Source organism: Altererythrobacter sp. GH1-8 (genome assembly GCF_043702085.1).
In the GTDB taxonomy this organism is placed as follows: Bacteria; Pseudomonadota; Alphaproteobacteria; order Sphingomonadales; family Sphingomonadaceae; genus Erythrobacter.
Window position 1 is genome coordinate 2,443,498 of the sequence record NZ_CP171690.1, and the last position, 25,880, is coordinate 2,469,377.

General features: G+C 58.5%; 29 protein-coding genes. 11 read left to right on the plus strand and 18 right to left on the minus strand.

The annotated features are described in order from the left end of the window. Positions 1-31 precede the first annotated feature (31 nt). The 13 genes from ACG9DO_RS11855 to ACG9DO_RS11915 all read right to left on the minus strand — a co-directional run bounded on the left by ACG9DO_RS11855 (position 32) and on the right by ACG9DO_RS11915 (position 10,204). Positions 32-913: a DUF1838 family protein gene (locus ACG9DO_RS11855; protein ID WP_394728169.1), complete on the minus strand. Its 882-nt coding sequence runs from the start codon at positions 911-913 to the stop codon at positions 32-34. Then, a complete protein-coding gene (locus tag ACG9DO_RS11860; RefSeq protein WP_394728171.1) occupies positions 910-2,154 on the minus strand; it encodes a serine hydrolase domain-containing protein in 1,245 nt (414 codons plus the stop codon). The genes ACG9DO_RS11855 and ACG9DO_RS11860 overlap by 4 nt, the downstream gene beginning before the upstream one ends. Before the next feature lie 761 nt (positions 2,155-2,915). Next, positions 2,916-3,170, minus strand: a complete 255-nt coding sequence (locus ACG9DO_RS11865; RefSeq protein ID WP_394728173.1) for an HGGxSTG domain-containing protein — start codon at positions 3,168-3,170, stop codon at positions 2,916-2,918. After that, positions 3,061-3,927: a hypothetical protein gene (locus ACG9DO_RS11870; RefSeq protein ID WP_394728175.1), complete on the minus strand. Its 867-nt coding sequence runs from the start codon at positions 3,925-3,927 to the stop codon at positions 3,061-3,063. The genes ACG9DO_RS11865 and ACG9DO_RS11870 overlap by 110 nt, the downstream gene beginning before the upstream one ends. Beyond that, complete coding sequence (locus tag ACG9DO_RS11875; protein WP_394728177.1) at positions 3,866-4,174, minus strand: hypothetical protein; 309 nt, start codon at positions 4,172-4,174, stop codon at positions 3,866-3,868. Before ACG9DO_RS11875 ends, ACG9DO_RS11870 begins: the two co-directional genes overlap by 62 nt. 167 nt (positions 4,175-4,341) lie before the next feature. Next, positions 4,342-5,856: a DUF3987 domain-containing protein gene (locus ACG9DO_RS11880; RefSeq protein ID WP_394728179.1), complete on the minus strand. Its 1,515-nt coding sequence runs from the start codon at positions 5,854-5,856 to the stop codon at positions 4,342-4,344. Then, a complete protein-coding gene (locus ACG9DO_RS11885; RefSeq protein ID WP_394728181.1) occupies positions 5,853-6,797 on the minus strand; it encodes a CHC2 zinc finger domain-containing protein in 945 nt (314 codons plus the stop codon). Before ACG9DO_RS11885 ends, ACG9DO_RS11880 begins: the two co-directional genes overlap by 4 nt. After that, complete coding sequence (locus ACG9DO_RS11890; protein ID WP_394728183.1) at positions 6,794-7,192, minus strand: hypothetical protein; 399 nt, start codon at positions 7,190-7,192, stop codon at positions 6,794-6,796. The genes ACG9DO_RS11885 and ACG9DO_RS11890 overlap by 4 nt, the downstream gene beginning before the upstream one ends. Continuing rightward, on the minus strand, positions 7,189-7,464 hold the full coding sequence (locus ACG9DO_RS11895; RefSeq protein WP_394728185.1) for a hypothetical protein: 276 nt from the start codon (positions 7,462-7,464) through the stop codon (positions 7,189-7,191). Before ACG9DO_RS11895 ends, ACG9DO_RS11890 begins: the two co-directional genes overlap by 4 nt. Further along, positions 7,461-7,703: a hypothetical protein gene (locus tag ACG9DO_RS11900; RefSeq protein WP_394728187.1), complete on the minus strand. Its 243-nt coding sequence runs from the start codon at positions 7,701-7,703 to the stop codon at positions 7,461-7,463. The genes ACG9DO_RS11895 and ACG9DO_RS11900 overlap by 4 nt, the downstream gene beginning before the upstream one ends. Positions 7,704-7,708: 5 nt before the next feature. Continuing rightward, positions 7,709-7,906: a helix-turn-helix transcriptional regulator gene (locus ACG9DO_RS11905; RefSeq protein ID WP_394728189.1), complete on the minus strand. Its 198-nt coding sequence runs from the start codon at positions 7,904-7,906 to the stop codon at positions 7,709-7,711. 121 nt (positions 7,907-8,027) lie between these two features. Then, a complete protein-coding gene (locus ACG9DO_RS11910) occupies positions 8,028-8,849 on the minus strand; it encodes a hypothetical protein (RefSeq protein ID WP_394728191.1) in 822 nt (273 codons plus the stop codon). A 92-nt stretch (positions 8,850-8,941) separates the two neighbouring features. Then, positions 8,942-10,204, minus strand: a complete 1,263-nt coding sequence (locus tag ACG9DO_RS11915; RefSeq protein WP_394728193.1) for a tyrosine-type recombinase/integrase — start codon at positions 10,202-10,204, stop codon at positions 8,942-8,944. Between the two features lie 257 nt (positions 10,205-10,461). On the opposite strand from ACG9DO_RS11915, the gene ribB reads away from it, so the two are divergent. The 3 genes from ribB (at position 10,462) to ACG9DO_RS11930 (ending at position 13,155) form a co-directional block, all read left to right on the plus strand. Next, entirely contained in the window at positions 10,462-11,709 is a 1,248-nt protein-coding gene (gene ribB / locus ACG9DO_RS11920) for a 3,4-dihydroxy-2-butanone-4-phosphate synthase (protein WP_394728195.1), read from the plus strand. Positions 11,710-11,715: 6 nt separating this feature from the next. Next, positions 11,716-12,138 (plus strand): 6,7-dimethyl-8-ribityllumazine synthase, encoded by a 423-nt coding sequence (gene ribH / locus ACG9DO_RS11925; protein ID WP_394728197.1) that lies wholly within the window; start codon positions 11,716-11,718, stop codon positions 12,136-12,138. A 315-nt stretch (positions 12,139-12,453) separates the two neighbouring features. Continuing rightward, positions 12,454-13,155, plus strand: a complete 702-nt coding sequence (locus ACG9DO_RS11930) for a MarR family transcriptional regulator (RefSeq protein WP_394728199.1) — start codon at positions 12,454-12,456, stop codon at positions 13,153-13,155. A 48-nt stretch (positions 13,156-13,203) separates the two neighbouring features. On the opposite strand, the gene eno is transcribed toward ACG9DO_RS11930, so the two are convergent. Then, positions 13,204-14,487 (minus strand): phosphopyruvate hydratase, encoded by a 1,284-nt coding sequence (gene eno / locus ACG9DO_RS11935; protein WP_394728201.1) that lies wholly within the window; start codon positions 14,485-14,487, stop codon positions 13,204-13,206. Positions 14,488-14,680: 193 nt separating this feature from the next. Between eno and ACG9DO_RS11940 the strand changes: the two genes are divergently transcribed. From ACG9DO_RS11940 to ACG9DO_RS11965, 6 genes are all read left to right on the plus strand, one after another. Beyond that, entirely contained in the window at positions 14,681-15,238 is a 558-nt protein-coding gene (locus ACG9DO_RS11940) for a hypothetical protein (RefSeq protein WP_394728203.1), read from the plus strand. 25 nt (positions 15,239-15,263) lie between these two features. Then, positions 15,264-15,695 (plus strand): phage holin family protein, encoded by a 432-nt coding sequence (locus ACG9DO_RS11945; protein ID WP_394728205.1) that lies wholly within the window; start codon positions 15,264-15,266, stop codon positions 15,693-15,695. After that, positions 15,692-16,030 carry a hypothetical protein gene (locus ACG9DO_RS11950; protein WP_394728207.1) on the plus strand — a complete coding sequence of 113 codons (339 nt, stop codon included), beginning with the start codon at positions 15,692-15,694 and terminating at the stop codon, positions 16,028-16,030. Before ACG9DO_RS11945 ends, ACG9DO_RS11950 begins: the two co-directional genes overlap by 4 nt. Before the next feature lie 27 nt (positions 16,031-16,057). Further along, positions 16,058-16,564 (plus strand): hypothetical protein, encoded by a 507-nt coding sequence (locus tag ACG9DO_RS11955; RefSeq protein WP_394728209.1) that lies wholly within the window; start codon positions 16,058-16,060, stop codon positions 16,562-16,564. A 116-nt stretch (positions 16,565-16,680) separates the two neighbouring features. After that, complete coding sequence (locus tag ACG9DO_RS11960; RefSeq protein ID WP_394728211.1) at positions 16,681-16,911, plus strand: DUF4170 domain-containing protein; 231 nt, start codon at positions 16,681-16,683, stop codon at positions 16,909-16,911. 73 nt (positions 16,912-16,984) lie between these two features. Further along, a complete protein-coding gene (locus tag ACG9DO_RS11965) occupies positions 16,985-17,416 on the plus strand; it encodes a GNAT family N-acetyltransferase (protein WP_394728213.1) in 432 nt (143 codons plus the stop codon). A 27-nt stretch (positions 17,417-17,443) separates the two neighbouring features. On the opposite strand, the gene greA is transcribed toward ACG9DO_RS11965, so the two are convergent. The 4 genes from greA to carA form a co-directional block, all read right to left on the minus strand. Further along, positions 17,444-17,920 carry a transcription elongation factor GreA gene (greA, locus tag ACG9DO_RS11970; RefSeq protein WP_394728215.1) on the minus strand — a complete coding sequence of 159 codons (477 nt, stop codon included), beginning with the start codon at positions 17,918-17,920 and terminating at the stop codon, positions 17,444-17,446. Positions 17,921-18,034: 114 nt separating this feature from the next. Further along, complete coding sequence (gene carB, locus ACG9DO_RS11975; protein WP_394728217.1) at positions 18,035-21,358, minus strand: carbamoyl-phosphate synthase large subunit; 3,324 nt, start codon at positions 21,356-21,358, stop codon at positions 18,035-18,037. A gap of 3 nt (positions 21,359-21,361) precedes the next feature. Next, positions 21,362-22,024, minus strand: a complete 663-nt coding sequence (locus ACG9DO_RS11980; protein WP_394728219.1) for a hypothetical protein — start codon at positions 22,022-22,024, stop codon at positions 21,362-21,364. Between the two features lie 92 nt (positions 22,025-22,116). Further along, complete coding sequence (gene carA / locus ACG9DO_RS11985) at positions 22,117-23,295, minus strand: glutamine-hydrolyzing carbamoyl-phosphate synthase small subunit (protein WP_394728221.1); 1,179 nt, start codon at positions 23,293-23,295, stop codon at positions 22,117-22,119. 147 nt (positions 23,296-23,442) lie between these two features. Here carA and ACG9DO_RS11990 point away from each other — a divergent pair, with 147 nt between their 5' ends. Both ACG9DO_RS11990 and dnaG read left to right on the plus strand, forming a co-directional pair. Then, complete coding sequence (locus ACG9DO_RS11990) at positions 23,443-23,895, plus strand: GatB/YqeY domain-containing protein (protein ID WP_394728223.1); 453 nt, start codon at positions 23,443-23,445, stop codon at positions 23,893-23,895. A 71-nt stretch (positions 23,896-23,966) separates the two neighbouring features. Further along, positions 23,967-25,874: a DNA primase gene (gene dnaG, locus ACG9DO_RS11995; RefSeq protein ID WP_394728225.1), complete on the plus strand. Its 1,908-nt coding sequence runs from the start codon at positions 23,967-23,969 to the stop codon at positions 25,872-25,874. Positions 25,875-25,880 lie beyond the last annotated feature (6 nt).

Sequence of the window (25,880 nt, forward strand, 5' to 3'; positions counted from 1 at the left end):
TTTGGCGGTAGATAAAAGGATTGAGCCGGCATTATCGCGTTGCGACTCTTGCAAGAGCGCCGACTGGATCATCGAGCAGGTCGGGATCGTGCTCTTCGACAAGCGCGTAGAGTTCAGGCGGCAATTCTGCCGGTGTCCAGATCTTGCGGCCCCTGCCATTAGATGTCGTGTGGCCGTTGCGGCCATCCATCTTCATCCAGGGCCGCCAACTGGACATCGCAGTATAGCTGTATTGAGCCGGTATGTTTGGAGCAGTGCTGCCAAAGACGTCGTCTGCCTGCGCTTCGTACACGATCCATTCGCGATAGAAGACAGCGGGCTTCTGCGACGCTCCAACGTAGGCGCGGCCATATTCATTGGTGCGGATCAGCAGCTTGTCATTCTCGATCTTTGGTGTTTCGACACTGCGTTGCAAACGCACGCGCGAGCGCGGTGCAAAATCAGCGGAAGCCTCGCCCGCATTGCCAGGATTGACGTCTTCCCACTCATCAAGGGTATTGGCGAAGCGCACCGTGATCGGGCCCGTGCGATATTTTGGTACCGGAACGGCTTCCTTGATCCCAGGGAAGGTAAAGCTGGTAAGCTGCTGGTTGGTCTTGGGATCGGTGTAATAGGCGACTTCGAGGATCTGCGCCTCGAACATGTCACCTACCGGGACATAACGCGCGATAACGAAGGCCTGGAGTTTGCAGAACGGCGTTATTTCGCCGTCGAGCATGATTTCGCGGACAGCATCGAGATAGCTCATCGTAAGCGCGCCGTCCGCGCTGCCACGAAGCCGCATCGCGGTAGTGACCGGGTCAAGCGAATGCACTTCTCTGGAGAACCCGCGTGCATTCGCAGCAAGAGGCGCAATAGCTTGCGCGGCCAGCAGGCCGCCGGTTCCCAAAAGCAGGTTACGTCTTGCGATCATCGGCTCACCTCATTGTTGGAAGATTTCTGCAGTCCGCGCACAGCCATGTTGACTAGGGCTGCACCATCCCAGTCAGGCACACCGACACCATGCCGGAAGATCACAAGATCGTGTTCAGCGGACATATAGAGAACTCTGAAGCCGCCTCCTTCGATGATCCGAACATCATCGGTGAGGTAGGGCTGGGACATCGGAATGACGCCTGGCTGCCCGCTATAGTACGTGCGCAGCGGATCGAAAGGAGTGCCCAGCCAGAAGCCCATCCCGTGGTTGGGATTAACCTGAGAAGGCTTTGCCATCTCAGCTATCCAGTCAGCGGGGACGACTTCGCGTCCATTCCAGGTCCCGTCATTGAGCAACAAGACCCCCAGACGCGTCCAATCGCGAGGGGTGGCGCGCATGCAGCACATGATACGTGCCTTTCCGCCGGGACGATCGCGCTGGAAGGTCGCATCAGCGGCGCCGATCGGTTTCCATATGCGCTCAGACAGGATTTGCTCGACCGGCTTGCCTAGCGCCTTTTCGATCACCATGCCGAGTATTTGCATGTTCTGATCAGCGACATTGAACACGTGACCTGGCTTGTCAGCGAGGGGAAATTCGAGGGCGGCCCGGTTCACATCGCCGCAATATGTCAGACACATGAACCCATTGCCGAGTACCTGCGTGGCAGGGAGGCGTTCAGGCAATTTGAGGCCGCTCACGTTCTGCGCCAACTGCCGGACGGTGATCGAGCCTCGCGGATCGTCTCGCCATTGATCGATGTAAAGCCCGATCGGATCATCGAGCGACACACCCCCATCACGAAGGGCAAACCCCAGCAGCAAGGGGGCCATACTCCTAGTCATGGCTCTGCCATTGGCCAATGTGCTGGAGGTAAACTCATTCCAGTAATCTTCGAGGACGACTTCTCCCCGATGCACGACAATCAAGGCGTTGGACTTGCGCACCTTGGCCCACTCACGCATTTCTGCCAGCGTGTCGCGTCCCAAAGCGGAATGATCTGTCGACGGTAGAAATGCCCGCTCATCTCCTTCGATGACGGCATCTGGCCAATAAAAGTACTCAGCAGGCTCGAACGGGTTTTCTGGCCGGTTGAGCAAGCGCCACATGTATACCGGATCGCTGAAGCTCCAATGCTCAATCGCAGCCTCGGGATCATCGACACCGGCAGGCATCGTATACTGAGATCGATTCAGCCCATTCTGCGCGTGCTCTGCATATCCAGCGCTGGCGATCACAACTAGAAACCCACCAAAAGCAAAGAGGATCGCAATACGGACATTGCACCAGCTCAAATCAGAACGCTCCTATTAACGGCCCGAAGGTGCTGTGAGAAATGCAAGCCCCGTTCTTCCCATCGAAGTGTGGACGACTGTCAGACAATCTTTTTGATCCCATCTCAATCTTCTAGGGGCGTTTCGGGCCCTTTGCGCGGATGAAGGTGTAGTAGATGGGAAGACCCTACGAAGCTGAATGCAATTACCTGTGCTGTCTAGAATCCTTCTTGAAGGACCGGTCATTATGCACGAATGCAAATTCAAGAAGCATGGGTCGGTGGGCAACAGAGCTCTTGGTCTCCGCTCTGTAGTGTTATTCCTGAGCAAAGCAGTGCCCAATCCATTGTTAGTGGTCATTGTACGAATGTCCGCTTTCCACCCCACTTGCGGACATTTCACGCAGATCGGAATCCGCTCGTTTGCGGACGTTGCGCTAAGGCTAGAGCAATGCTTCGCCTGTCGCGTCAGTGCTACTACCTCCCCATTAAAGCTTTTGACCCCGTCTTGCTTACACACTCCGCTTTGCTTGCTCTGCCCGTCGCTTCAATCCTTCCGCTAAATGCTCTGCAACGGTCCTAACACTCGCATCCATAATCTCTCTCATGGTGCCAATCATCTCCCCACATAAGGAGCAAGAGACTTTGAGGTCTTGCTCGTTCGGGATTAGACGGACTGAACACCGCCAATAACAGTGAGGGCATTCGACCGGAATCGCAGCATGCCTAGACATTCATTTGCTCCTTTATCTTTCTTGTAAGGCGATTAGCAGCTCGCCTTAGCGCGATGGCATCCTTTGTGTTGCCGCCATGTTTGAATTGGCCATGCGCTTCGCCCTGGAGGGAGCGTCCGCCGTGAAGTCGGCAGCGCTCACGCCCTTTTATCGCAGGGCATCTGCACGACCCGCCCGCTCTCGTCTTCGCTCCGCAGAGTTTCGCGTTGGTCAGTAATTTGGGCACTGGTTTCATCTCGCTGTTCATGGGGTTGCCCCTTGTTTTTCTCCTCCTCCCGGTGGTCGTGGTAGTGGACATGCTGGTGCAACTCCTTCTCGACTTTGATTGACTGCTGTGTCTTGCGCCCTCGGCCTTTGAGTTCCTCCAACAGCCTGAGTTGATCGTTGAAGGTGCGTGCTAGCTTGGTAGCAACAAGGGCTGCACTGTGGTCACCGTCATAACGCAGGGATCGAGCGGCAAGGCGCATCTGCATCATGTTGACGGCTACGATTTGCGCAGCCAGCATCGCTTGGACTTCGTTTTCAGGCTTGGTCGAGTTGATTATTGCCAGGGCTGCCGAAAACTCGTGCTCATCCAGCCGCCATTGATAGGCCTCTTCGTCCCAAATCCTACGCTCGCAAAGCCTTTCTAGCTGATCCATGAATGTCGTGATGACAGCCTGTGAACGCGTGCCAAAGGCATGGGCAAGTTGCGCGGTCCACAAATCAATATCCGAATGCGGTGCAGTCCAATACTCCTGATCCATTCCAGCAGGCTCAAGGATGACACCCGGAGGATATGGCAGAGACAACAGATGCTCCACCATCGCGTCCTTCTTCGCCTGCAATTCCTTTGCAGGCTTTGAACGTTTGCGCGGCTTGCGCTTTTTCGGGTTTGCAGCGTCCAGATCGTCGCCGTCGAGCCTGCTGCTGCGATTGATCGCGGTTCCCGATGGATCAGGCTTAGTCGGAGGACGCTTCAAGGTTCGCCTCCCAGAATGCTGGCAGGTGCGGATAGCTGCCACGGTTGAATTGATCCGGATTGCCGAACACATCGCGCCAGCTTGCCCGGTTACGATCCATCACGAGCATGCGACTGTTGCCCATGCGGTCGAGCAATCCACCCCAGCCCTCGCGGGTCCGGCAAACTCCGAAAATGTCGGCAGTGGACCAGCCGTCAGACGCGGCCTGCTTTGCAAAGTTATTGAACCACCATTCCGAGGCTTCGCACAATCGGAGCCAGCGCTTCTTGCTGCAGCCTTTGTTCGGCATGCAACAGTCGAGGCCTGAAAGACCAGCCCGCCACGTCTTTAAAAGCTCCAACGGTGCAGGAACGTTAGGGTCAATAGGGTCAATAGGTCGGTTTTGGAGGCTATTGTTCCTATCGTTCCTACTGTTCCCACACCTCAGGGCTTCATCGACCTGTTCTCGCCAGCCGCTCATTGTGTTGCCTCATGCACGGCAGGATTGACTGTGTAGTCCTTTCGTTGCCTTCCTGGGGTGTCGCCATCGCGGTCGAAGTCCGCCCGAATCCAGCCGGAGGCTTCCAGCACCTCGATTGCATCATCAATCGCGCCCTTCGGTTGTAGGGCCTTGAGCTTCTGTCTGTGCGGGTGTTGCCTCAACTCGCGCTGATTAATCCGGCGCAGCCCATTCTTGCGGATGTAGCGTGCAACCAACGCAGCGTTTCGATCCGCCACAGAAACCGCAGCATCTCCATAGACACGCTCTGCCATCGGCTTCGCGTAATCCTCGCACCACTCGATTGCGGCGGCTAAGGAACTCCTCGATATCGACCTTGGCTCCTCGCCTCCCCCGAAAGCCCACTTTGTCAGTTCCGCCACCAGCGCGAGGCGAAGCACAGCCCCGCTCAACTTGCCAACAAAGCTATCATAAAGGCTGACCCCATCGCCTTCGCCGGAAGCGTTGTGCTTGTCCCAGCTTTCGAAGGTCTCCGCTGCATCGTCATCCAGTTGCAAGATAACGGGAGAGCGCTTCCCGTCTGTGTCCTGCCCCCATGAGAGCAATTCCAGGCGCTGATAAGCCCTTTCGAGGGAAGAAAGGTCTGGCACTATCCTAGGACGCTCAGGAAGCCGCTTCTCAGGCCATGCCCAAAGAATGCGTGGAACAAGCCCGTCATTGGCCCCAGTGAGCAACTCAACCAGCTTGTCCGGCTGGATCGACCCGAGAACGCTAATTCCGGTAAATTGAAGATCTAGTGAGCCGGAGCCTTTGCGGGTGATATTGTGAGGCTTCCCGCCATGGGCCGCGATCCAGAACGGACGGCCTCCAGTGGTGTAACGCTCGAAGCTTTCAAGCCAGCCAGCAAGTTCATCATTGTAGCACAGGACGCCTTGCGGATTGCCCTTGAGCACGCTCGCCGCAGCCTCAGGGGTTGTATCTGAAATGACAGGGCGGCGCTCTTGCGGTTCTTCTGGCTCGACAGCCAGCACCGGCAATTCAGGTGTCTGGTTTTCCGTACCTGCTGAGCCTCGCACTTCCTCCTGCCATTTTGCCCGCTCTGCCTTTGCCCGCTCGCACTCTGCCTGCCATTCCCGGCGTGCTTCTTCGTGGGATTCCTTCGCGGCATTCTGGATTGCCCACAAGGGCCGGGTCATTTTGTCGAGCGGAGCAGACTTGCGGGAACTGGGATCGCCAAGCGCAGCACACCACAGGATGCACGGTTCAGACCAGCCGGACCCATAGGGCGAAATCCAGCGCTTACCGCCGATCAGGCTGGCAGCAGAAGCAAGATAGCCCATTGCCGCGTAATCAGGCGCAGTTGAGGTCACTTCCGCAACATCGAGGATTGAACGCCATGCAGGGCCAAAGAGATCAGAGGGCATATCCACCGGCGCGCGACGGCCGTTGTTTATCAAGGTAAGGTCTGGAACGGGCCAGACGCTTATCGTTTCGGCATTGTCGAATGCCTGTTTCATGGTTGCAGCCGTCATTGCGCGGCCTCCATAAGTTCGTCGTTGAAATCCTTGGCTACGGCTGGGAAGAATGCCCGAACCGCTAGGCCCTGATTTGAGTAAGCCCGCGCTGCCTTGTGTGCGCAGTTGCGTCCGGCTTCGTCATTGTCGCCCCCGATTGCCACGCTTCGCACCTCAGGAGGAAAGCGCATGTTCGGCAGCATGGTTGAACCAGCCGCAGCCCAGACAGGCCGACCGAGTATTTGCAGGAGAGAAAGCCCGTCCTCGATACCTTCGCACACCAAGAGTTCGCCGCCATCAAGTGCTCCCAGCCGAACAGCGCCACCAGAAACCCGCCCTAACGAAAGCTTGGGATTGTCCATGTCAGCTTTGCCTCGACCGTCTTGGGCCAGGAATGTGCGCTGTATGCCCTGCAAAGGCCCCTGAGACGACGAAACGCAGGCGATTAGGCAAGGATAGTCCGGGCCGCTCTTTCCATAAGGAAGCTCAGCGTAACGTAACGAGGGTGGCAGATCGCATGTTATCCCGCGATTGCGCAGATAGGCTTCTGCCAACGTCCCTTCTATCGGCTGGGCAGCACGCCAAATAGCAAGCGCTTCGTCGGTACGATCGTGCTCTTGTTTTGCCGGTAATGAAGGGATCGTAACCACAGGCAAATCGCCTGCGCCGAGCATCCGCGCAGCTTCGTGCATGTCAACGCCGTGGAGTGCCCTTACGAAATCCAGCACATCACCTTGCGCCCCACAACCGAAGCACTGGAATCGCTCGCCGCCCTTGTAGATCGTGAAGGACGGGGAGCGGTCAGGGTGGAGAGGACAACAGCACTTCCATTCCCCGCCAGCGCGCCGGAGCTTGGCAACAGCGCCCACGACTTGCGGCAAGGGGTTGTCGCGCCTGATCCGGTCGAAGTCGAATTGTTGAGGGCGTTCGTCCCGATATACACGTTGAGCGAAGGTCATAGGCCAACTCTCCCCAACCGGCAGGGGTCGTATCGCTCCAGGTTGTCGAGCGCAAAGCGCACCGCGTCCTCGCGTTCATGAGGACCAAAGAAGGCAAGTGACGCAGCACTTCCTCCTCCAGCACTTAATTGCAGTACATCGAAGCCGCCGCAGTCCTGACGGACCACTTCGATTGTTCCGTACTCGTCTGGAATATCGACAACCACGTTGCGCTTTTTCTCGCCGTAGTTCTCAGCTTGATCGACAGCACCGTAGTATGAGCCATCGCCAGCAAGCGGGGTGCAGCCATCCTCTTTAGACCAGAGGACCGCCTGCCAGTGTCCCGGCGAGGTTTGAACGACCGATACATGAGTGAAGCCGAGCCTTGCGGCGATAGGGACCACCGCGTCACTCATGACGACACCGCCCGGCACACCTTGCGCTCAATCTTGTCCAACCAGAACCGAACGCCCGGACCCGAAGGCTTGGGGTCATAGTATGCGCGCTGGCAAACCTCAGCTTCCCAATTTGTCAGTCCAGAGGCGTGGCGGAGAATGTCCCGCGCCTGCACTTGTGACGACCGGAATAGACCCGGAACGAATCCGGCAGGCTTTTCGACAAACCATGTCTTGCCATCCCAAGGCTGCAACGCGGCTTGCATTTCGTCGTCGAGGGAAATCGCGGTCATAGCGCGCCCTCCTTCGAGAACTCGCTGCGCCACATGGACTCAGCCCTGCGCTTGTCGATCCGACCGCCAGAGAACAGTCCGTTGCGCTCAATCCATTCATGGGCGTCTGCCTCCAGACCGTTGCCGAATTGAACAGAGTTGACTATAATACTCTCATCAAATCCGAGCCCGCCAAGGTAGGATTCAAGAGAGCGGTTGCGCCGGGTCAGCGTCCCGGCCAGCCGCTTTTTCTTTGACATGGTTTCTACGCGGCCTCCGCTTCGGAGGTGGACTGAAACCGGCGCGACTTGCGCCACGCTTCTATGTCGTCGGGATCATAGAGAACCTTGCGCCCGGACTTAATGAATTTGGGACCGACGCCCTGAACGCGCCAGTTCTCCAGCGTTCCTTCGGTGTGACCGATCAGAGGAGCTGCCGCTCTGGTATCCAACAGTGGCTTCATTTTCGTGCCTCACTGCTACCGACGCACAACGCGTTGGCTTCAATGGGCAGCATTCAGCATACGTGGCTAAGCCATTGCAAAAGCTATAAATTTGAGGCGGATACAAAGCAAATGTGAGCAATTAAAAGCCATTTAAAGCTTTATCTATCGAAGCAAGCACCTCCTTGAGATTAGTAATCACACGAGAATCCTTTTTGCGCACAATGAGGTTGAAGTGCGGACGGATGCGGTCTTCAATCGTCTTGGCGAGTGCCCTGTCCGGGTTGCCTACGTCCGCTTCGTAAATGGCCCTGCCTTCCCAAGAGGCCCGCTCACAAACTACACCTCTTGCAACCCTCTCCTTGAACAACCTGAGAATGTGTTCAGTTTTAGATGGTCTGCCCGCTGTTGTTGGATCAGAGGATAGTCGCTCCGAAAGAGCCTCATATTGCTCTTGAGCTTCTAACTTCTGTTGCTCCAGAGTTTCTAACGAAACCCACCCCTTCGAAGCTCGATAGCGGTTATCGAGTAATCTAGAGAGGCTGCCGGTTTCAATCCAAATCCAGCACGGCAAATCTTGACGCTCAGAGAATGGATCATCGGGATCAATCGACCACGTTAGGTAACGCAGGTTTGGAGTTGTCGTAATCCACCAATCAGGAGGCATCGGAGTCACAGCGCCACCGCCCAAAAGGCTGTAACCGGCAGTAAGGTCTCCGTCCTGCAATAACTTTGTGAAGTCATGCATGACCCGGCCCGCATGGGTCGCTGCATGCAGCCAGTGTCCATTTTCTTCAATGCGATCAAAGTAGACGTCTGAGAGATTGTAGGGCCAGCCCCCCTTTCCAGCCAACTCATGACTGCCAAACGCGGTGAGCGCCCACTTGAGGGGGGTCCATCCTTCTGCCCCGGAGTTCAGACCGGGCAATTCCTTCCCGTCCTTCCTCTTTTGCCAATCCGACATTCATCGCCTCCGCTAGGCGACCGCATACTGAAATGACGCGGCAGGCAGTGCGGTGCCTGCTGTTCGGGAGCTACCCTAGCCGCGCCACACGTTCATGCCCGCAAGTCCGCAAGCTGAACAACGTTCGTTTCATCCTTCTTTGTGAGAAGGCTCTTAATATGATCGGACCATGCTTGAAGCGCCGCCTTCTTCTCAGGCCCCCAATCGTGGCGTTGGTATATTCCAGCAACGCCCGACTTGGACTCGCCCACATGGTTCAGGATTGCCTCGGTCACCTCAAACCGAACGCCAAGGCGCTGCATTCCTGTTGCCAGTGTCCTTCGCAAATCGTGAAGCGTCCAGCGCTCCAGCCCCTCGCCTTCGTTCAGTTCGGCAATCTTCGCATCCAGCCGCTTCTTTGCTTTTGAGAAGCCTGAAACCGGAGTCTTGCCCGTTGTGGTGAACAGTAACCCTCTGCGAGGCCACCTATCGTTCCTATTGTTCCTATCGTTCCGCACTTTCTCAATCTCTGCCAAAGCCAAGACGGAGAGTGGAATGTCAGTTGCATGACCATTCTTCGCCCGTTCGGCTGGCAAAGACCAGATGCTACGATCCTGATCCAGCTCAGACCATGATAGGCCAGCGACTTCCTCTCGGCGCGCACCAGTGAGAGCCAACAACCTAATGAGTGGTCCAAACGGATTGCCCAATTCTTCACAGGCCCGCCAGACCAACACCAGTTCCCAATCTTCTAGGTAACGGTCGCGGGCCTTCGCACCCTCAGGCCCCTCCATCCCTAGCATTGGAGAGGTCTGAATATCGCCGTTGTTGACCGCCCAGCGGAAGAGTCTGCGCAGGATCGCAAACACCTTCTTTTCGGTCGCTGGCATCTTTCGAAGCGGGCGAAGGATCGAGGTAATGTCCCGGCGCTGGATTTCAGGGAGTGACTTGGAACGAAGAACCGGGACTGCGAAGCGTTGTAATGTCCGCTCGGCATCCTCCCACGATGCAGGCCAATCGACCTTAAGGCATTCGTCGGTGAACCGAGAAAGATAGCCCTCGAATGCCAGTTCAACAGTCTCTCGGCGTTTTTCAGCCTTCTCAGACTGCGGATCAATCCCCTGCGTCGTCATAAGTGACAGACGCCCTGCTTCGTCTCTTGCTTTTTCTGCTGTAATCGATCCGTGCGGGCCAATGGTATAGCGCCGGACCTTTGCCCCTCGTCCACCAAGCCGATACTGGAAGATAAAGACCTTGCGGCCCTTGGGAGTGACCTTCACCCCAAATCCGGCAATCTTGTCATCCCACAAGAAGTCGTCACGTTCCCCGGCCTGGAGGTTATCGACACTTGTCTTACTGATGCGCTTGGTTGCCATAGGTGATTGCTAGCTCCAATTTCAGCAATCACGTTAGCGGGAATTTGGGTGAACAGCAATGAAGCTAAGTGGACAATTACGAGGATAATCACCGCCACGCCGCTAGTATTACCACGAAACGGAGCCGATAACTCTTAATCAGCGGGTCCTAGGTTCGAGCCCTAGTGCGTCCACCACACTCTCCTCATATTCGTAATTCACATTGTGCTGTTAGTGACAATGGTTGCAATCACATTGAAATGTGATATTGCGGTTTCATGGCTTCTGTAATCGATCGCGTTCGCGAACTCATCACTTCCGGCGAAATGACCAAGAGCGGCTTGGCGCGCGCTGCCGGGCTCCATGCAAACACTCTGCGCGATGCTGGAGACCGCGCCTGGAATCCCACTGCTGACACGCTTGCCAAGCTTGAGAGCTTCCTGCTCAATCACGATGACAGCCCGGTGCTGGTCGGGATCGAGGAAATCATCGAGGAAGCACGCAATGGCCGCATGTACATCCTGGTCGATGATGAAGACCGCGAGAATGAAGGTGACCTCATCATCCCCGCCCAGATGGCAACGCCCATGGCGGTCAATTTCATGGCCATGCATGGCCGCGGGCTGATCTGCCTCGCGCTGGATCGCGCCCGTGTCGATGCACTTGGCCTTGAACCGATGAGCCGCAACCACACCGAGGCGATGAAAACCGCCTTCACGACTTCGATCGAAGCGAAGGAAGGCGTCACCACCGGCATCTCGGCCGCTGACCGGGCGCGAACCATCTCTGTCGCGATCGATTCGACCAAGGGACCGGACGACATCGTCACGCCAGGCCATGTCTTTCCCTTGACCGCGCGCGATGGCGGCGTCCTGATCCGGGCGGGCCATACCGAGGCCGCCGTGGATATCTCCCGGCTTGCAGGGCTCAACCCCTCGGGCGTGATCTGCGAGATCATGAACGAGGACGGGACCATGGCGCGGCTCGAGGACCTGATGGTGTTCGCCCGCAAGCACGGCCTCAAGATCGGCACGATCCGGGATCTGATCGAATACCGCATGCGCAATGACCATCTGGTTGAACGGATTGGCGATCACAGCTTCACCTCGGACTATGGCGGTGACTGGCGCATGCTGACCTACCGCAACACGGTTGATGACAGCGAGAGCTACGTCCTGCAGAAGGGCCAGGTGATACCCGGAGAACCCACCCTCGCCCGTGTCCATCCGATCTCGATCTTCGACGATCTGCTTGGCAAGCCCGGCCCGCGCAAGCGGACACTCCAGCGCGCGATGCAGGCAGTAGGCGAGCATGGCTCTGGTGTAATCGTGCTCATCACTGGCAGGCCCGCTGGAAACAAAGGCTACAGCGAGGAAGACGAGGTTCGTAATGTCGGCGTCGGCTCCCAAATCCTGGCAGACCTCAAGGTCGAGGACATGATCCTGCTGTCCAATTCGCAGCCCAATGTCGTCGCGATCGAAGGCTATGGCCTCAACATCGTCGCCACCCGCCCCATTCCGGAGTAAGACTCAATGGCCCGTATCCTGATTGTCGAAGCGCGCTTTTACGCGCATCTCAATGACATGCTGATCGCAGGCGCACGCGCCGTAATCGAAGCAGCTGGCCACGAGGCTGAGGTGCTGACCGTGCCCGGAGCGCTCGAAGTGCCGGGAGCAATCGCCTTGGCAGCGGAGAGCGGCCAATATGACGGCTTTGTCGCGATTGGCGTGGTGATCCGCGGCGAGACCTATCACTTTGAAATCGTCGCAGGGGAAAGCGCCCGCGCCATCATGGCGCTGACCATGGACGGGATTGCGATCGGCAACGGTATTCTCACGACTGAGAACGAAGCGCATGCTCTCGTTCGTGCTGATCCATCGCAAAAGGACAAGGGTGGCGAAGCTGCCAAGGCAGCGCTTGTGCTGATGGATCTGCAGCAACGTTTCGCCGCCTGAGACCCCGTGCCACCGGCTAAAGAAAGTGGCGCTCGAATCAGGCTGCATGAGTCTTAACAGCTAGGCCTAAGTAGTGATCCGGATAGGTCTTTCCCGGAGATCGCTGCTAATCCCAATCGCAACAGGGTAAGCCTCAGGAAAGGGGAGCAGTGCTCCCGTTGCGCACCCGGCAGGGAATTCTGCCGGCCGACTTCATGCGCCCCTCCCCTGAGTGCTCCTCGCCTGGGCAGGAGGTCTCTTTGCACCACTACGATCAGACATCTTACTCGGGATTGAAGGTGCAGTGCTGATGCTGCGTGCACGCAGGAGTGAGCCATGAGTGAAACGCTTCGATCGCCATCGCTCGCAGTGGGATCAGCCATGGCAGATGCGCAATACGCGGATCGGGATCATGAGTGGAACCGGTCGAGTGCACCCGATGCTGCTCCAGCCATCAGGGAGCGCAGGCCGTCTGACGACCAGCGCCTGTTGCAGCGCAATGATCTGATCCGATTGGCTGACCAGTTGCAGGCCCTTGCGCAAGAGCTGGAAGACGCACGCCGCACACAACCGGCAATTCCCCTCATGGCACCTGCCTCGAGCGAACCGACGGCGCATTCGACCCCTGCCGCAGCATCGCCGACGTCGCCGCAAGTAACGCAATTCGGGCGCGAACACTTCCTTTCGCTGGCACGCAAGCGCTACGAAAACAGGCGCAAGCGTGTTGCCGTGTTTGCTGCAAACGATCTTTTCGGTGAACCAGCCTGGGATATCCTGCTGGATCTCTACATCGCCTATGCAGAAGGCAAGACAGTGTCGGTTTCGAGTGCGTGCATCGGCTCGGCATCGCCGCCCACCACAGGATTAAGGTGGCTCGGGGTCTTGCAGGATGCCGGTCTGGTAGAGCGCGAACACGACCCGCATGACCAACGCCGCATTCTCGTGCGGTTGTCAGATCATGGGGTCGAGCGGATGGAGACCTACTTCTCGCAAGTGCTTGAGGCAGAAGGTGTACTTCCGCGTCAAGCCACTGGTTAGTCCTGATACTGGCTGCCTGCCGACCTGTTCAGCGATCACGCGCGAAGTCTAGCTCCGCTTGCCGTAACATGCAGCACCTGCATAGCGGGCGCTATCGCCAAGCTCTTCCTCGATCCGGATCAACTGGTTGTATTTCGCAAGCCGGTCCGACCGCGCGAGCGAGCCGGTCTTGATCTGACCGCAATTGGTCGCAACCGCGAGATCGGCGATCGTCGCATCCTCGGTTTCACCAGAGCGGTGGCTCATGACGGAGGTGTAGCCCGCACGATGCGCGATATCGACCGCATCGAGTGTCTCTGACAGCGTGCCGATCTGATTGACCTTGACCAGCAGCGAGTTGGCCAGGCCCTGCGCAATGCCATCAGTCAAACGCGCCGGATTTGTCACGAAAAGGTCATCGCCCACGAGCTGCACCTTGTCCCCAATAAGGTCCGTAAGCGCTTTCCAGCCCGCGAAGTCATCTTCAGCCATGCCATCTTCGATCGAACGGATCGGATAGTCTTTGCACAAATCGGCAAGGTACTGCGCCATTTCTTCCGGGCTTAGAGATGTGCCTTCGCCTGCCATGTCATACCGCCCATCGGCAAAGAATTCCGTCGACGCGCAATCGAGTGCGAGGGTCACATCTTGGCCCGGCTTGAACCCGGCTTGCTCGATAGATGCCATGATGAAATCAAGCGCGTCACGGGTGCTGGCCAAGTCAGGTGCGAAACCGCCTTCATCGCCGACAGAGGTTGCGAGGCCTTTCTGCGAGAGGCCCTTCTTGAGCGTGTGGAAGATCTCTGAACCCCAGCGCACAGCTTCGGCAATCGAGCCCGCACCCACCGGCATCACCATGAACTCCTGGATGTCGATCGGGTTGTCTGCATGCTCGCCGCCGTTGATGATGTTCATCATCGGCACCGGCAGAACATGCGCAAAGACGCCGCCGATATAGGAATAGAGCGGCAGACCGCGCGCATTGGCTGCCGCTTTGGCAACCGCCATGCTGACACCGAGAATGGCGTTCGCGCCAAGCTTGCCCTTGTTCGGCGTTCCATCAAGCGCAATCATGGCCATATCGACATCGCGCTGATCTTCGGCATCAATACCGAGCAAGGCATCGGTGAGCGGACCGTTGACCGATTCAACCGCTTTGAGGACGCCCTTGCCAAGGTACCGTGCCTTGTCTCCGTCGCGCAGCTCAACCGCCTCATACGCGCCTGTCGAAGCGCCCGAGGGAACGGCAGCGCGTCCAAAACTTCCGTCTTCAAGCAACACATCGACTTCCACTGTCGGATTGCCGCGGCTGTCGAGTATTTCGCGTCCGTGAAGATCAATGATTGCGGTCATGGGATCAGCCTGCCTCTTGGTGTTGTAATCTCTTAACACACCCCCATATAGTTGTTTGGGGCGATGATGCGCGCTCTATGCGCCGGATCATAACGGCGCAAGCGGCGTTGCAATCATGGATACGTTTTCGCCGGTTTTGCACCTGCGAAGAAAGTCTTGTATTTTAGCTCGAAGACTCGAAGGGAGCTCAATCATGGCAGAAGCCAAAACCACGCGGAAGAAAACACCCGCAAAGAAAACCACCACCAAGTCGAGCGCGACGACAGCCGAAACCGGCGCCAGCGAAGCGAAGACCCGCTTTAGTGCTGCACTGGAAGAAGCCAAGGCAGGCGCGGCTGCGCTCAGGGCCGAAGCTGGAGAGCGCGCAGGCGCCTACCGTCAGGAAGCAAAGGCAAAAGGAACCGATCTCGTGGCAGAAGCAAAGAATTACGGTAACGAAGCCAAGGCGAAGGCTGGCGAGCTTGCGACTGAAGGCAAGAACAAGGCCAGCGATGGTCTCGCTTCACTGGGCAAGGTCATTTCGGATACCGCTCCGCAGCTAGATGAGCGCTTTGGCGACCAGTATGGGGATTATGCCCGCAAAGCCTCGCGCAGTCTGCAAGAAGCCTCAGCCAAGCTGGAAGCAAAGAGCGTCGAGGATATCGGCGAAGATGCGCGCGAATTCGTGCGCAAGAGCCCAGGCACTGCCCTTGGGATCGCTGCGATCGCTGGGTTCCTGCTCGCACGGCTGTTTCGCGGCTCTCGCGATTAAGCCGCGCGGAGCGTAAGGGGGCTCTATGCGCGAGGATGACGCACCGGGTGAGCAACGCTCACCCAGTGCAGAGGACGAGTTTGAGGAAGCATTGCGCGGCGACGAGGACTCGCTGAAGCGCGAGCCCGGCTTGTCCGATGAAGTCCTCGCCCTGATCGCTGACGGGCGGACCTATGCGGAAGCCGAGTTCGCGTTTCAGAAAAGCCGCCTGAGCTATAGCGCCCAGCAAGGCAAGTCGGCGGCGCTGTCTGTCCTTGCCGCCCTCGCCTTCCTGCATCTTGCGCTGATTGCGCTGGTGGTTGGAGCTGTCCTCGCACTGACTCCCTACCTCACTGCCTGGGGCGCAACCGCAGCCGTGGTTGGCGTGCTTTTGCTCGCGACGCTCTTCGTCTTGCTGAAAGCGCGCAACCGCGCGCGCAACATCGCTGACGCGTTTGCCGAGGACAACGAAAGATGAGCGATCTAAAACAGCAGATGTTGGAAGATCGCGCTGTACGTAATGCCGCCAAGGCTTTGCTTGATGCCGATATGGCGCATGTGAAGAACACCTTTTCAGGGCCGAGCCTGACGGAGCGTGCAGCGGCGAACCTTAACGATGGCGCGCGCGAGGTGTTCGACAAGGCGAGCGCTGCGGCCAATGATCACAAGGGCATTCTTGCCGCTCTTGTTGGTGCCGTACTGATCTGGTTTGCGCGCAATCCTATCCTGTCGCTGTTTGAAGATGCTGGAGAGGGCTCGGATAGCGCGGAGGGAACAACTTCAAAGGTCGCAGCGGAAGAAACCGAGAATTGATGCCGGAGCACTTGCAACACGGCAGTCATGGAGAATTCTACAATGTCCGATGACGAGAAACGTGAAGAACTGAAACAACGCATCGCGGCTGGCGAAGCACGTCATGCAGCGAGAACGGTCGCCGAAAGCGCCAAGGAAGCGGCTGGAAACGCGGCAGAATTCATCAAGCGCAAGCCGCTTGTCGCCGTCGGCGGCGCGATTGCGGCTGGCCTTGCGATCGGATTGATGACGAAACCCGGCCGCCGCGTAGCGCGCCAGGCAGTCGGCAAGAGCAGCGTCTTCGCGTTGCTCGCACGCGACGCGGTCCTTGCCTTCGGTATGAAGCTGATCGACGAAGCCTCGACTGCGGCCCGGACAGGCCAGGACAAACTCGAAGATTTGAGCGATTCCGCACGCGATTCCGCTCGTACGGTGAAGCGCGAAGCTACCTACATCGCGGCCAAGGCGTCCGACAATGCCGCCGCAGCCAAGCGCACAGCCACCCGCAAGACGCGCCGCGCCGTCCGAGGGTTTCGCGACCGCATTTCGAGCTAGGCTGCGCTTGTTCAGTTGATCGACCACGTGACGGCTTTGCCTGTCATGACACTTCGTCTATGGGCCTCAGAAAATGCCTGCGATCAGGCGCCTCCCCATTGAGAAAGGTCGAGAATATGGAAGAAACAACCCCGAAACAGAAGCTCCACCTGGTCATGGGGGGGCGAGTCAAGGATCCGCGCAGCCTCGAATTTCAGGATCCGGAAAGCCTTCACGTCGTGGGAGTTTTTTCCAATTACGAAGCGGCCGAGGATGCCTGGCGTTCGCAGGCGCAGCGCACGGTTGACGATGCCGAGATGCGCTACGTCGTCGTGCATATCCACCGGCTGCTGACCCCTGACACCTGAGCGAGCAACGCAAGCCGTGGCCTATCTGCTCCGGCCTTTTTGCGATGACGATGCCGAAGCAATCGCCAATTTGATGCAGCGCGCAATCAGGTCAATAGGACCGTATGCCTATTCGGCAGAGCAGATCGCGGCATGGTCCGCGCGGCATCCCGGACCCGAGCGCTTTCGCGAACGGCATGTATCTGGCGACACGATCCGCGTTGCAGTGGACCCGCAAGACAGACCAGTGGCTTACGCGCTGCTGGAGGCTGATGGGCACCTGGATCACCTCTATTGCGATCCCGATCACACGCGGCGCGGACTTGCGCACGCCCTGCTCGCCGAGATGGAGCAGCGGGCGCTGCAATTGGGATGCGAGCGGCTTTACACCGAAGCGAGCGAGCTGGCGGTTCCTTCATTCGAGCGCGCCGGTTACGCAGTGACGCACAGGCGCGACTTCACCATCGCACATGACGGGCGCGAAGTAGCTATCCACAATTACGCTATGGAAAAGGCGCTCGGTTAAACCGCGAGCGCCCTCGCTCCTATAAGATCAGATGAATTCGATCTTGTCGACGACGTAGAACCGGTCGCCTGACGGGACAGTCACTTCGATCTCGTCATCGACCTGCTTGCCAATCAATGCGCGCGCTATCGGCGAATTGTAAGAGATGCGGCCCTTGCTGGCGTCAGCCTCGGTCTGACCGACAATCTGATACTTTACCGGCTTGTCGTCTTCGTCGAGCAGAGTGACTGTCGCGCCGAAAATGATCCGGTCGCCCGACAGCGTTGACGGGTCGATGATCTGCGCACGGCTGACCTTGTCTTCCAGTTCAGAAATCTGTGCTTCAACCTGGCCCTGGCGCTCTTTCGCAGCATGGTACTCAGCGTTTTCCGACAGGTCGCCATGCGCGCGCGCTTCTTCAATCGCTTCCACAATGCGCGGGCGTTCCGCACGCAGGGCCTTGAGATCGGCGGTGAGCCGCTCATAACCTTCTGCCAGCATCGGAACCTTTTCCATCGTAGCCATCCATTCTATCCTTCAGCGCGCAATCGTCTCAAAATTCAGCGAAATTCAGGCCGCGGCCGTCTCTGCCGGAGCGGCCAAGTCACGCTGAAATGTCGGGAGATACGCTGTGTTCGTTCAGCTATAATAGTCCTGGAGCGAGCGAACTTCAAGCTCACTTGCATTTACCGCATGAATTGCGCTTGCCGCAGCACTCGAAGCCGTCGCGGTCGTGTAGTACGGGACCTTCGCTTCCAACGCCGTTGCGCGGATCGATTTGGAGTCCATCAGGCTCTGCCAGCCTTCGGTCGTGTTAAAGATCAGGTCGATATCGCCATCGATGATTCTATCGACGATATGCGGTTGCCCCTCTGCCACCTTGTTGACGAGCTCAACTGGCAAGCCCTGCTCCACCAGATAGCTCTGCGTTCCGCCCGTTGCGACAACGTTGAAGCCTTGCTCGATCAGGGTCTTCACCGCGCCGAGGATATGTGGCTTGTCTGTGTCCTTGACAGAAACGAACAGCGTTCCTTCGCGCGGCAGCACCATTCCGGCTCCCATCTGCGACTTGAGGAAGGCCTCTTCAAAGGTCCGGTCGATACCCATCACTTCGCCCGTCGATTTCATTTCGGGCGTGAGCACCGGATCGCTGCCAGGGAAGCGGTTGAAGGGGAACACCGCCTCTTTCACTGCCATATAATCAAACTCGCGCTTGAACGGCTCAAAGCTGCTGAGCTTCTCACCCGCCATTACTCGGCTCGCGATCTTGGCGACCGGCTGCCCGATCGCCTTGGCAACGAACGGCACCGTGCGGGAAGCGCGCGGGTTCACTTCGATCAGGTAAACTTCGCCGTCCTTGACCGCAAATTGCACGTTCATCAGGCCGACGACTTTGAGTGCCCGAGCCAAGGCCTCGGCCTGGCGCTCCATTTCCTCGATGATTTCGGCGGGCAGCGAGTAGGGCGGCAAAGTGCAGGCGCTGTCGCCTGAGTGCACGCCTGCTTCCTCGATATGCTGCATCACGCCCGCGACGCGCACTTCCTCGCCATCGCACACCACGTCGACATCGCATTCGATCGCGTCGCGCAGGTACTGGTCGACCAGCACCGGACTGTCGCCGGACACGTTCACCGCCGTCTTGATGTAGTCGTCGAGCTGCGCCTCGCTGTCGACGATCTCCATCGCGCGGCCGCCAAGCACGTAGCTCGGGCGCAGCAGGACGGGGTAGCCGATCCGTGCTGCGACTGCGGCGGCCTCATCGCGGCTGTAGGCAATGCCATTGTCGGGTTGCTTGAGGTTGAGCTTGTTGACGAGCTTCGCGAACCGCTCGCGATCTTCGGCAAGGTCAATCGCGTCAGGAGAGGTCCCGAGGATCGGAATTCCGGCATCTTCCAGCGCTTGCGCCAGCTTGAGCGGGGTCTGCCCGCCAAATTGCACAATCACGCCGACCAACTCGCCGGTGGACTGTTCCAGCTTGAGGATCTCCAGCACGTCTTCGGCGGTCAGCGGCTCGAAATAGAGCCGGTCGGACGTGTCATAGTCGGTCGAGACCGTCTCCGGATTGCAATTGATCATGATCGTCTCGAATCCCGCTTCGCTCAGCGCAAAACAGGCGTGGACGCAGCAATAGTCGAACTCGATCCCCTGCCCGATCCGGTTCGGGCCGCCGCCGAGGATGACGATCTTGCGTCGATCGGATGGCGCGGCTTCGCATTCAGGCTCACCGAAGCTGGGCGCTTCATAGGTCGAGTACATGTAAGGCGTGATCGCTTCGAATTCCGCAGCGCAGCTGTCGATCCGCTTGAACACCGGACGCACGCCGAGCTTGTGGCGCAGCGCGCGCACTTCTTCTTCGGATGTAGCGCCAGCCATGGCTTGCAGCGCATCGTGCAGCAGTCCAGAGCGTTTCGCCTGCGTTTCGCCAAGGCCGCCCGCCACGCCAACCGAACGCACAGCCAAAGTCGCCAGCCGTTTGTCCGAAAAGCCCATTGACTTCAGCTTGCGCAGGCCCGCCGCATCGGTCGGCAAACCATTGGTGGAGATATCCTTCTCCGCAGCGATAATCTCTTCGATCTGGCGCAGGAACCACGGGTCATAGCCAGTGATCGGCTGGATTTCCTCGACGGTGAGGCCCTCGCGGAAGGCCTGCGCCACGTTGAGCAGCCGGTCCGGCGTGCGCTTTGAGAGCGCAGCAATCAGCGCGTCCTTGCCCAGCCCTTCGAGCGCGGTCTGGCGGTTGAAGCCGTCGAGATCGGTCTCAAGGCCGCGCAGCGCCTTCTGCACGCTTTCCTGGAAGTTGCGGCCAATCGCCATGACTTCACCGACGGATTTCATCGCCGTGGCAAGCTCCACCTTGGCGCCCTTGAACTTCTCGAACGCGAAACGCGGGATCTTGGTCACGACATAGTCGATGGTCGGCTCGAAGCTCGCAGGCGTCGCGCCGGTAATCTCGTTGGTGATCTCGTCGAGCGTGTAGCCCACCGCAAGCTTTGCTGCGACGCGCGCAATCGGGAAGCCGGTTGCCTTGGAGGCCAGCGCTGATGAGCGCGACACGCGCGGGTTCATTTCGATCACGATCAGGCGGCCATCCTTGGGATTGACGGCGAACTGAACGTTGGACCCGCCGGTCTCGACGCCGATCTCGCGCAGCACGTTCAGGGACGCGGTGCGCATGATCTGGTATTCCTTGTCGGTCAGCGTAAGTGCCGGCGCGACCGTGATGGAATCGCCGGTGTGGACGCCCATCGGATCGACATTCTCGATGGAACAGATGATGATGCAGTTGTCCTTTTTGTCGCGGACAACCTCCATCTCGTATTCCTTCCAGCCGAGCAGCGATTCCTCGATCAGCACCTCGGTGGTTGGCGATGCATCCAAGCCTTCACGCACGATCCGCTCGAACTCGGCCTTGTTGTAGGCGATGCCGCCGCCCGTCCCACCAAGCGTAAAGCTGGGGCGGATGATCGCGGGAAGCTTGGTCCGCTCGAGCACTTCTAGTGCCTGCTCGACCGTGTTGGCGACGCCGCTGCGCGCGCTTTCAAGGCCGATCGCGTCCATCGCATCGCGGAAACGCTGGCGGTTTTCCGCCTTGTCGATCGCATCGGCCTTCGCCCCGATCATTTCGACGCCGTATTCGGCGAGCACGCCCATTTCGTCGAGCTTCAACGCGCAGTTCAGCGCGGTCTGCCCGCCCATGGTCGGGAGCAGCGCGTCGGGCCGCTCCTTCGCGATGATCTTGGCGACGATTTCAGGCGTGATCGGCTCGATATAGGTCGCGTCGGCAAACTCCGGATCGGTCATGATCGTCGCCGGATTGGAGTTCACCAGAATGACGCGATAACCCTCTTCTTTCAGAGCCTTGATCGCTTGGGTTCCGGAATAATCGAACTCGCACGCCTGGCCGATGATGATCGGGCCAGCGCCTATGACGAGGATCGAGGAGATGTCAGTGCGTTTGGGCATTATTTAGCCAATTCCATATTGTTTCAGAAGCAAATCCAATAGCTTCGCCGCAGCTATCGCAATCGCCGTTTCCTTGTACCTCTCGACCAGCAATTGAAGTCCAACTATGAGTGTCAGTTGCAGGCTCTGGACCGAGAATATTCCGGCTCGAACAAGCTCGCGTCCGGCTTTCAAGCGCCCAAGAACAAGTTCCCTTACACCGTCTTCTCCATCAATGGAGTTCTCCGCTTCAACGCTCTTGATCAGCTCATCGACTGGTCTATCAATCTCTTCACGTTGGTTGTGGTCTAATCGTACGATCCGATCCGATGCCGGGACAATTTCCGCATCGACATAATCTCCTAGCAGGACCGTATCTTCCGATTCCCTGCCTTCTAGGCGCGACTGCTCTATCGCCTCAAAGGCGTCCGCATAATATCGTCCACCGATTTCACCCGCGATCTTATGGACTGGACTCGACTGAAGATACTCCGGCCTTACGCGCTGGAATGCTTGCTGATTGAATTTGAAATAATCCCCAGCGAATGGTGTCTCACGCCTTTCGATTGCACCTCCCTCGAGAAACATTTCAAATAGCCAAGCTGCGATGTTCTCATGCACCAAAAAATCTTGGGCATCGTGCTTCGAAAGGTTTCGCACCACGTAGTCCTCAACCGCAGACAACATTTCGTCATTCCTTACGAAATTTGCTGGTAGCTTTGGGTCAGCATCAGCCGCAAGGATGTAGGTTAGACCGACCTCTTCCGGAGGATCCAGTCTCACCCCAAGCCTCCCACAAACTTCTCGAACAGGTAGAAGCTGTCCTGCGGGCCGGGTGAAGCCTCGGGGTGGTACTGGACGCCGAATGCGCGTTTGCCCTTGATCGCGATCCCGCAATTGGAGCCGTCAAAGAGCGAGACATGCGTTTGCTCGACATCTGGCGGCAATGTCGCGGCATCTACCGCGAACCCGTGGTTCATGCTGGTGATCTCCACCAGGTCTCGCGAGGTCTGCCAAGTATTGCCGACGCGCTGAACCGGGTGATTTGCACCTCTATGGCCCTGATGCATCTTGATAGTCTTGGCTCCCGCTGCGAGCGCAAGCATCTGATGCCCCAGACAAATTCCGAACAGCGGCATGTCCATGTCGAGCAGCGCCTTGATCACCGGCACGGCGTATTCGCCGGTCGCCGCCGGATCGCCCGGTCCGTTGGAGAGGAACACGCCATCCGGCTTCAACGCCAGAATCTCTTCCAGCGAAGTCGTTGCCGGAACCACCGTCACCTTCGCCCCTGCCCGCACGAGATTGCGGAAGATATTGTCCTTCGCGCCGTAGTCGATGGCGACCACGTGGGGGCTGACGTCTGGCCCTTCCCCGTACCCATGCCCGAGCCGCCAATAGCTGCCGCGCCAATCCTCCAGAGCCTCGCGGGTCACGCGGCTCGCCAAATCCATGCCTTCAAGCCCTGCCCAGCCCTGCGCCTTGGCGATGAGAGCATCGATATCGAACTTGCCCTCGGGCGAATGCGCGATCACCGCGTTGGGCGCGCCCGCGAGCCTGATCCGCCGCGTCAGCGCGCGCGTATCAACGCCGGAAAGCCCAATCTTGTCATTAGCTTCCATCCACTCAGTGAATTGCTGCTCGCTGCGGAAATTGCTCGCGGGCGTCACTTCCTCGCGCACCACACAGCCGACCGCGCCTTCCACGCGGCTTTCGATATCCTCGGCATTGGTGCCGACATTGCCGATATGCGGGAAGGTGAAAGTGACGATCTGCGCGGCGTAGCTGGGGTCCGTCATCACTTCCTGATAACCGGTCATGCTCGTGTTGAAGCAGACCTCCCCCACCGCATCGCCGGTTGCGCCGAAGCCCTTGCCCCAGATGACTGTTCCATCGGCCAGAATAAGGACTCCCGTCGCACCTTGGGGTTGCGCAGGACGAGAGGCAGCAGAAGCCATGAGGGGCTCTCCGTTTGAAGGTTTTTCCGGCGATGTCGCTAAGTCCCACCCGCTAGGCTTGCGAACCGGGTCCGTCAACCTATCTGTGAGCGAGTTTCTGCGCTAAACCGCAGATCGAACAAACCATCCACAGGAAAGACCCCTCTCATGCTGCGCGATGACATCAAGGCCGCCACAATCACTTCCATGAAGGCAGGCGACAAGGAACGCACCGCCGCGCTGCGTCTGATCGGTGCGAAAATCAAGGATCGCGATATCGAGGCGCGCACGGGAAAGGCGCCGGACAATGACGACGATCTCGTCACGGAAGTGCTGCAGAAGATGGCGAAGCAGCGCCGCGAATCGATCCAGATGTACGAAGATGGCGGCCGTCAGGAACTGGCCGATCAGGAAAAGGCCGAACTGGCCGTGATCGAGGAATTCCTCCCCGCCATGCTCGATGAAGCGGCAACGAAAGCCGCAATTGAGGCGATTAAGGCCGAAGTCGGCGCGGAAAGCATCAAGGAGATGGGCCGCGTTATGGGTGAGCTCAAGAAACGCCACGGCGCAGAGCTCGACATGGGGCTTGCAAGCGCGCTGGTGAAGGCCAGCCTGAGCTAGTCCACAGCCTCGCCCACAGATGGCCAGACCATCCACTCGACTTAACACGAGAGGATGGTAACACCTGACGCATGGCACTTTCCCCGCAATGGCTGGATGAACTGCGCGCGCGCGTGACGCTTTCGAGCGTCATCATGCGCACGACCAAGCTCCAGCGTGCGGGACGCGAGTGGAAGGCGTGCTGCCCGTTTCACAATGAAAACACGCCCAGCTTTACGGTTAATGACCAGAAGGGCTTTTACCATTGCTTCGGCTGCGGCGCGCATGGCGATGTGATCCGCTGGATGACAGACCAGCGCGGGCTCGGCTTCATGGATGCGGTTAAGGAACTGGCGGCGGAAGCCGGGATGGAGGTCCCTGCGCCTGATCCGGTTGCCGCAAAAAAGGCAGAAAAGCGCGCCAGCCTGATCGATGTAACGGAAGCTGCGCAGGTCTGGTTCATGGAGCAACTGCGCAGTCCATCGGGCAAGCGCGCGCAGGATTACCTGCTCTCGCGAGGTTTCTCGAAGGAGATCATCCGCGAATTCGGCTTTGGCTATGCGCCTGACAGCAAGGTCGCGCTGGGCGGTGCGCTCTCGAACTTCGACACGCAGATGCTGGTTGAAAGCGGGATGCAGATCAGCGTTGACGACAAAGCGCCCTATGACCGCTTCCGCGACCGGCTGATGCTGCCGATCCAGGACCAGCGCGGGCGGGTGATTGCGTTCGGGGGTCGTATCCTTGAACAGCTCGATGGCGTCGCGAAGTACCTGAACTCGCCCGAGACACCGCTGTTCGACAAGGGACGCACGCTGTACAATTTGCACCGCGCAGGCCCCGCCAGCCGGCAGACCGGCCGCATGGTCGTGGTCGAAGGCTACATGGACGTGATCGCGCTCGCCAATGCGGGCATTCGCGATGCGGTGGCCCCGCTCGGCACGGCGCTCACCGAGATGCAGCTCGAAATGCTGTGGCGAATGGTCGAAGTGCCGGTGCTGTGCTTCGACGGCGACAATGCCGGCCAGCGCGCTGCGATGCGGGCGATCGAACGCGCGCTGCCGATGCTGCGCCCTGCCCGCTCGCTCGCGATTGTGCGGCTGCCGACCGGGCTCGACCCTGACGATCTCATCAAGCAGCAAGGCGCAGAAGCGATGGAGCGCTTGCTCGCCGAGCCTGCCAGCCTGCTGGAGACGATCTGGACGTTTGAACGGGATGCGCAGCCGCTTCGCACGCCTGAGGACAAGGCCGGTCTAAAGGCGCGTTTGCTCGCGCATTGCGAAGCCATCGAAGATCAGGACATTCGCGCGCTATATCGCCGCGAACTGCTCGACCGGTATTCCGCCTTTGCCTTCCCGCCGCGCGAACGCCGAAGCAATTCAGTACCGCAAAGGCGCAGCGGACAGCCGTGGCGCCCCGCACCACCGGTCTTGTCGAGCGAAGCCGCAGCCCGCCTTCGCGGAGCGCTTTCAGGCGGAGCGCGCGATGCATTCACCCGCGCAGTAGTGGCCGGACTTGTAAGGCATCCAGGCGAGATCACCCGACACTCTGAAGCGCTCGGCAGACTGGCCCGAAGCGCGCCGCAAACCGCCGTCTGGATCGAATCGCTGTTCGAACTTGCTGAAAGTCTCGAAACAAGCCTTGATTCGAAGCACACAAACGCCATATTCGGGGTCAGAGGCCTTCCCGCCCCATCGGATCAGACACGATACGCCTTCCTCAGAGAAGGCTCCAACCCCGATGATGCGCGCGCGGAATTGGCTGAAGCTGTTGCGTTGCTGGTTGAAAAACCTGCGCTCGAAGCCGCGATTTCCGCGGCTACCGTGCGTTTTGAAACCGATCCGGAAGGCTCTATCGCAGAGCAATCCCGGCTCCGTGAACGGCTCGCCGAATTGAACGAGCGCTTGAGGGTTTTTGGGCGCAGGAAGGCCGCAGCAGCGGCTGACATGGGGAATTCTCGCGCATCGGATGAAGTTCCGTTGAGCGACATGGAAACGGACTGATAAAAA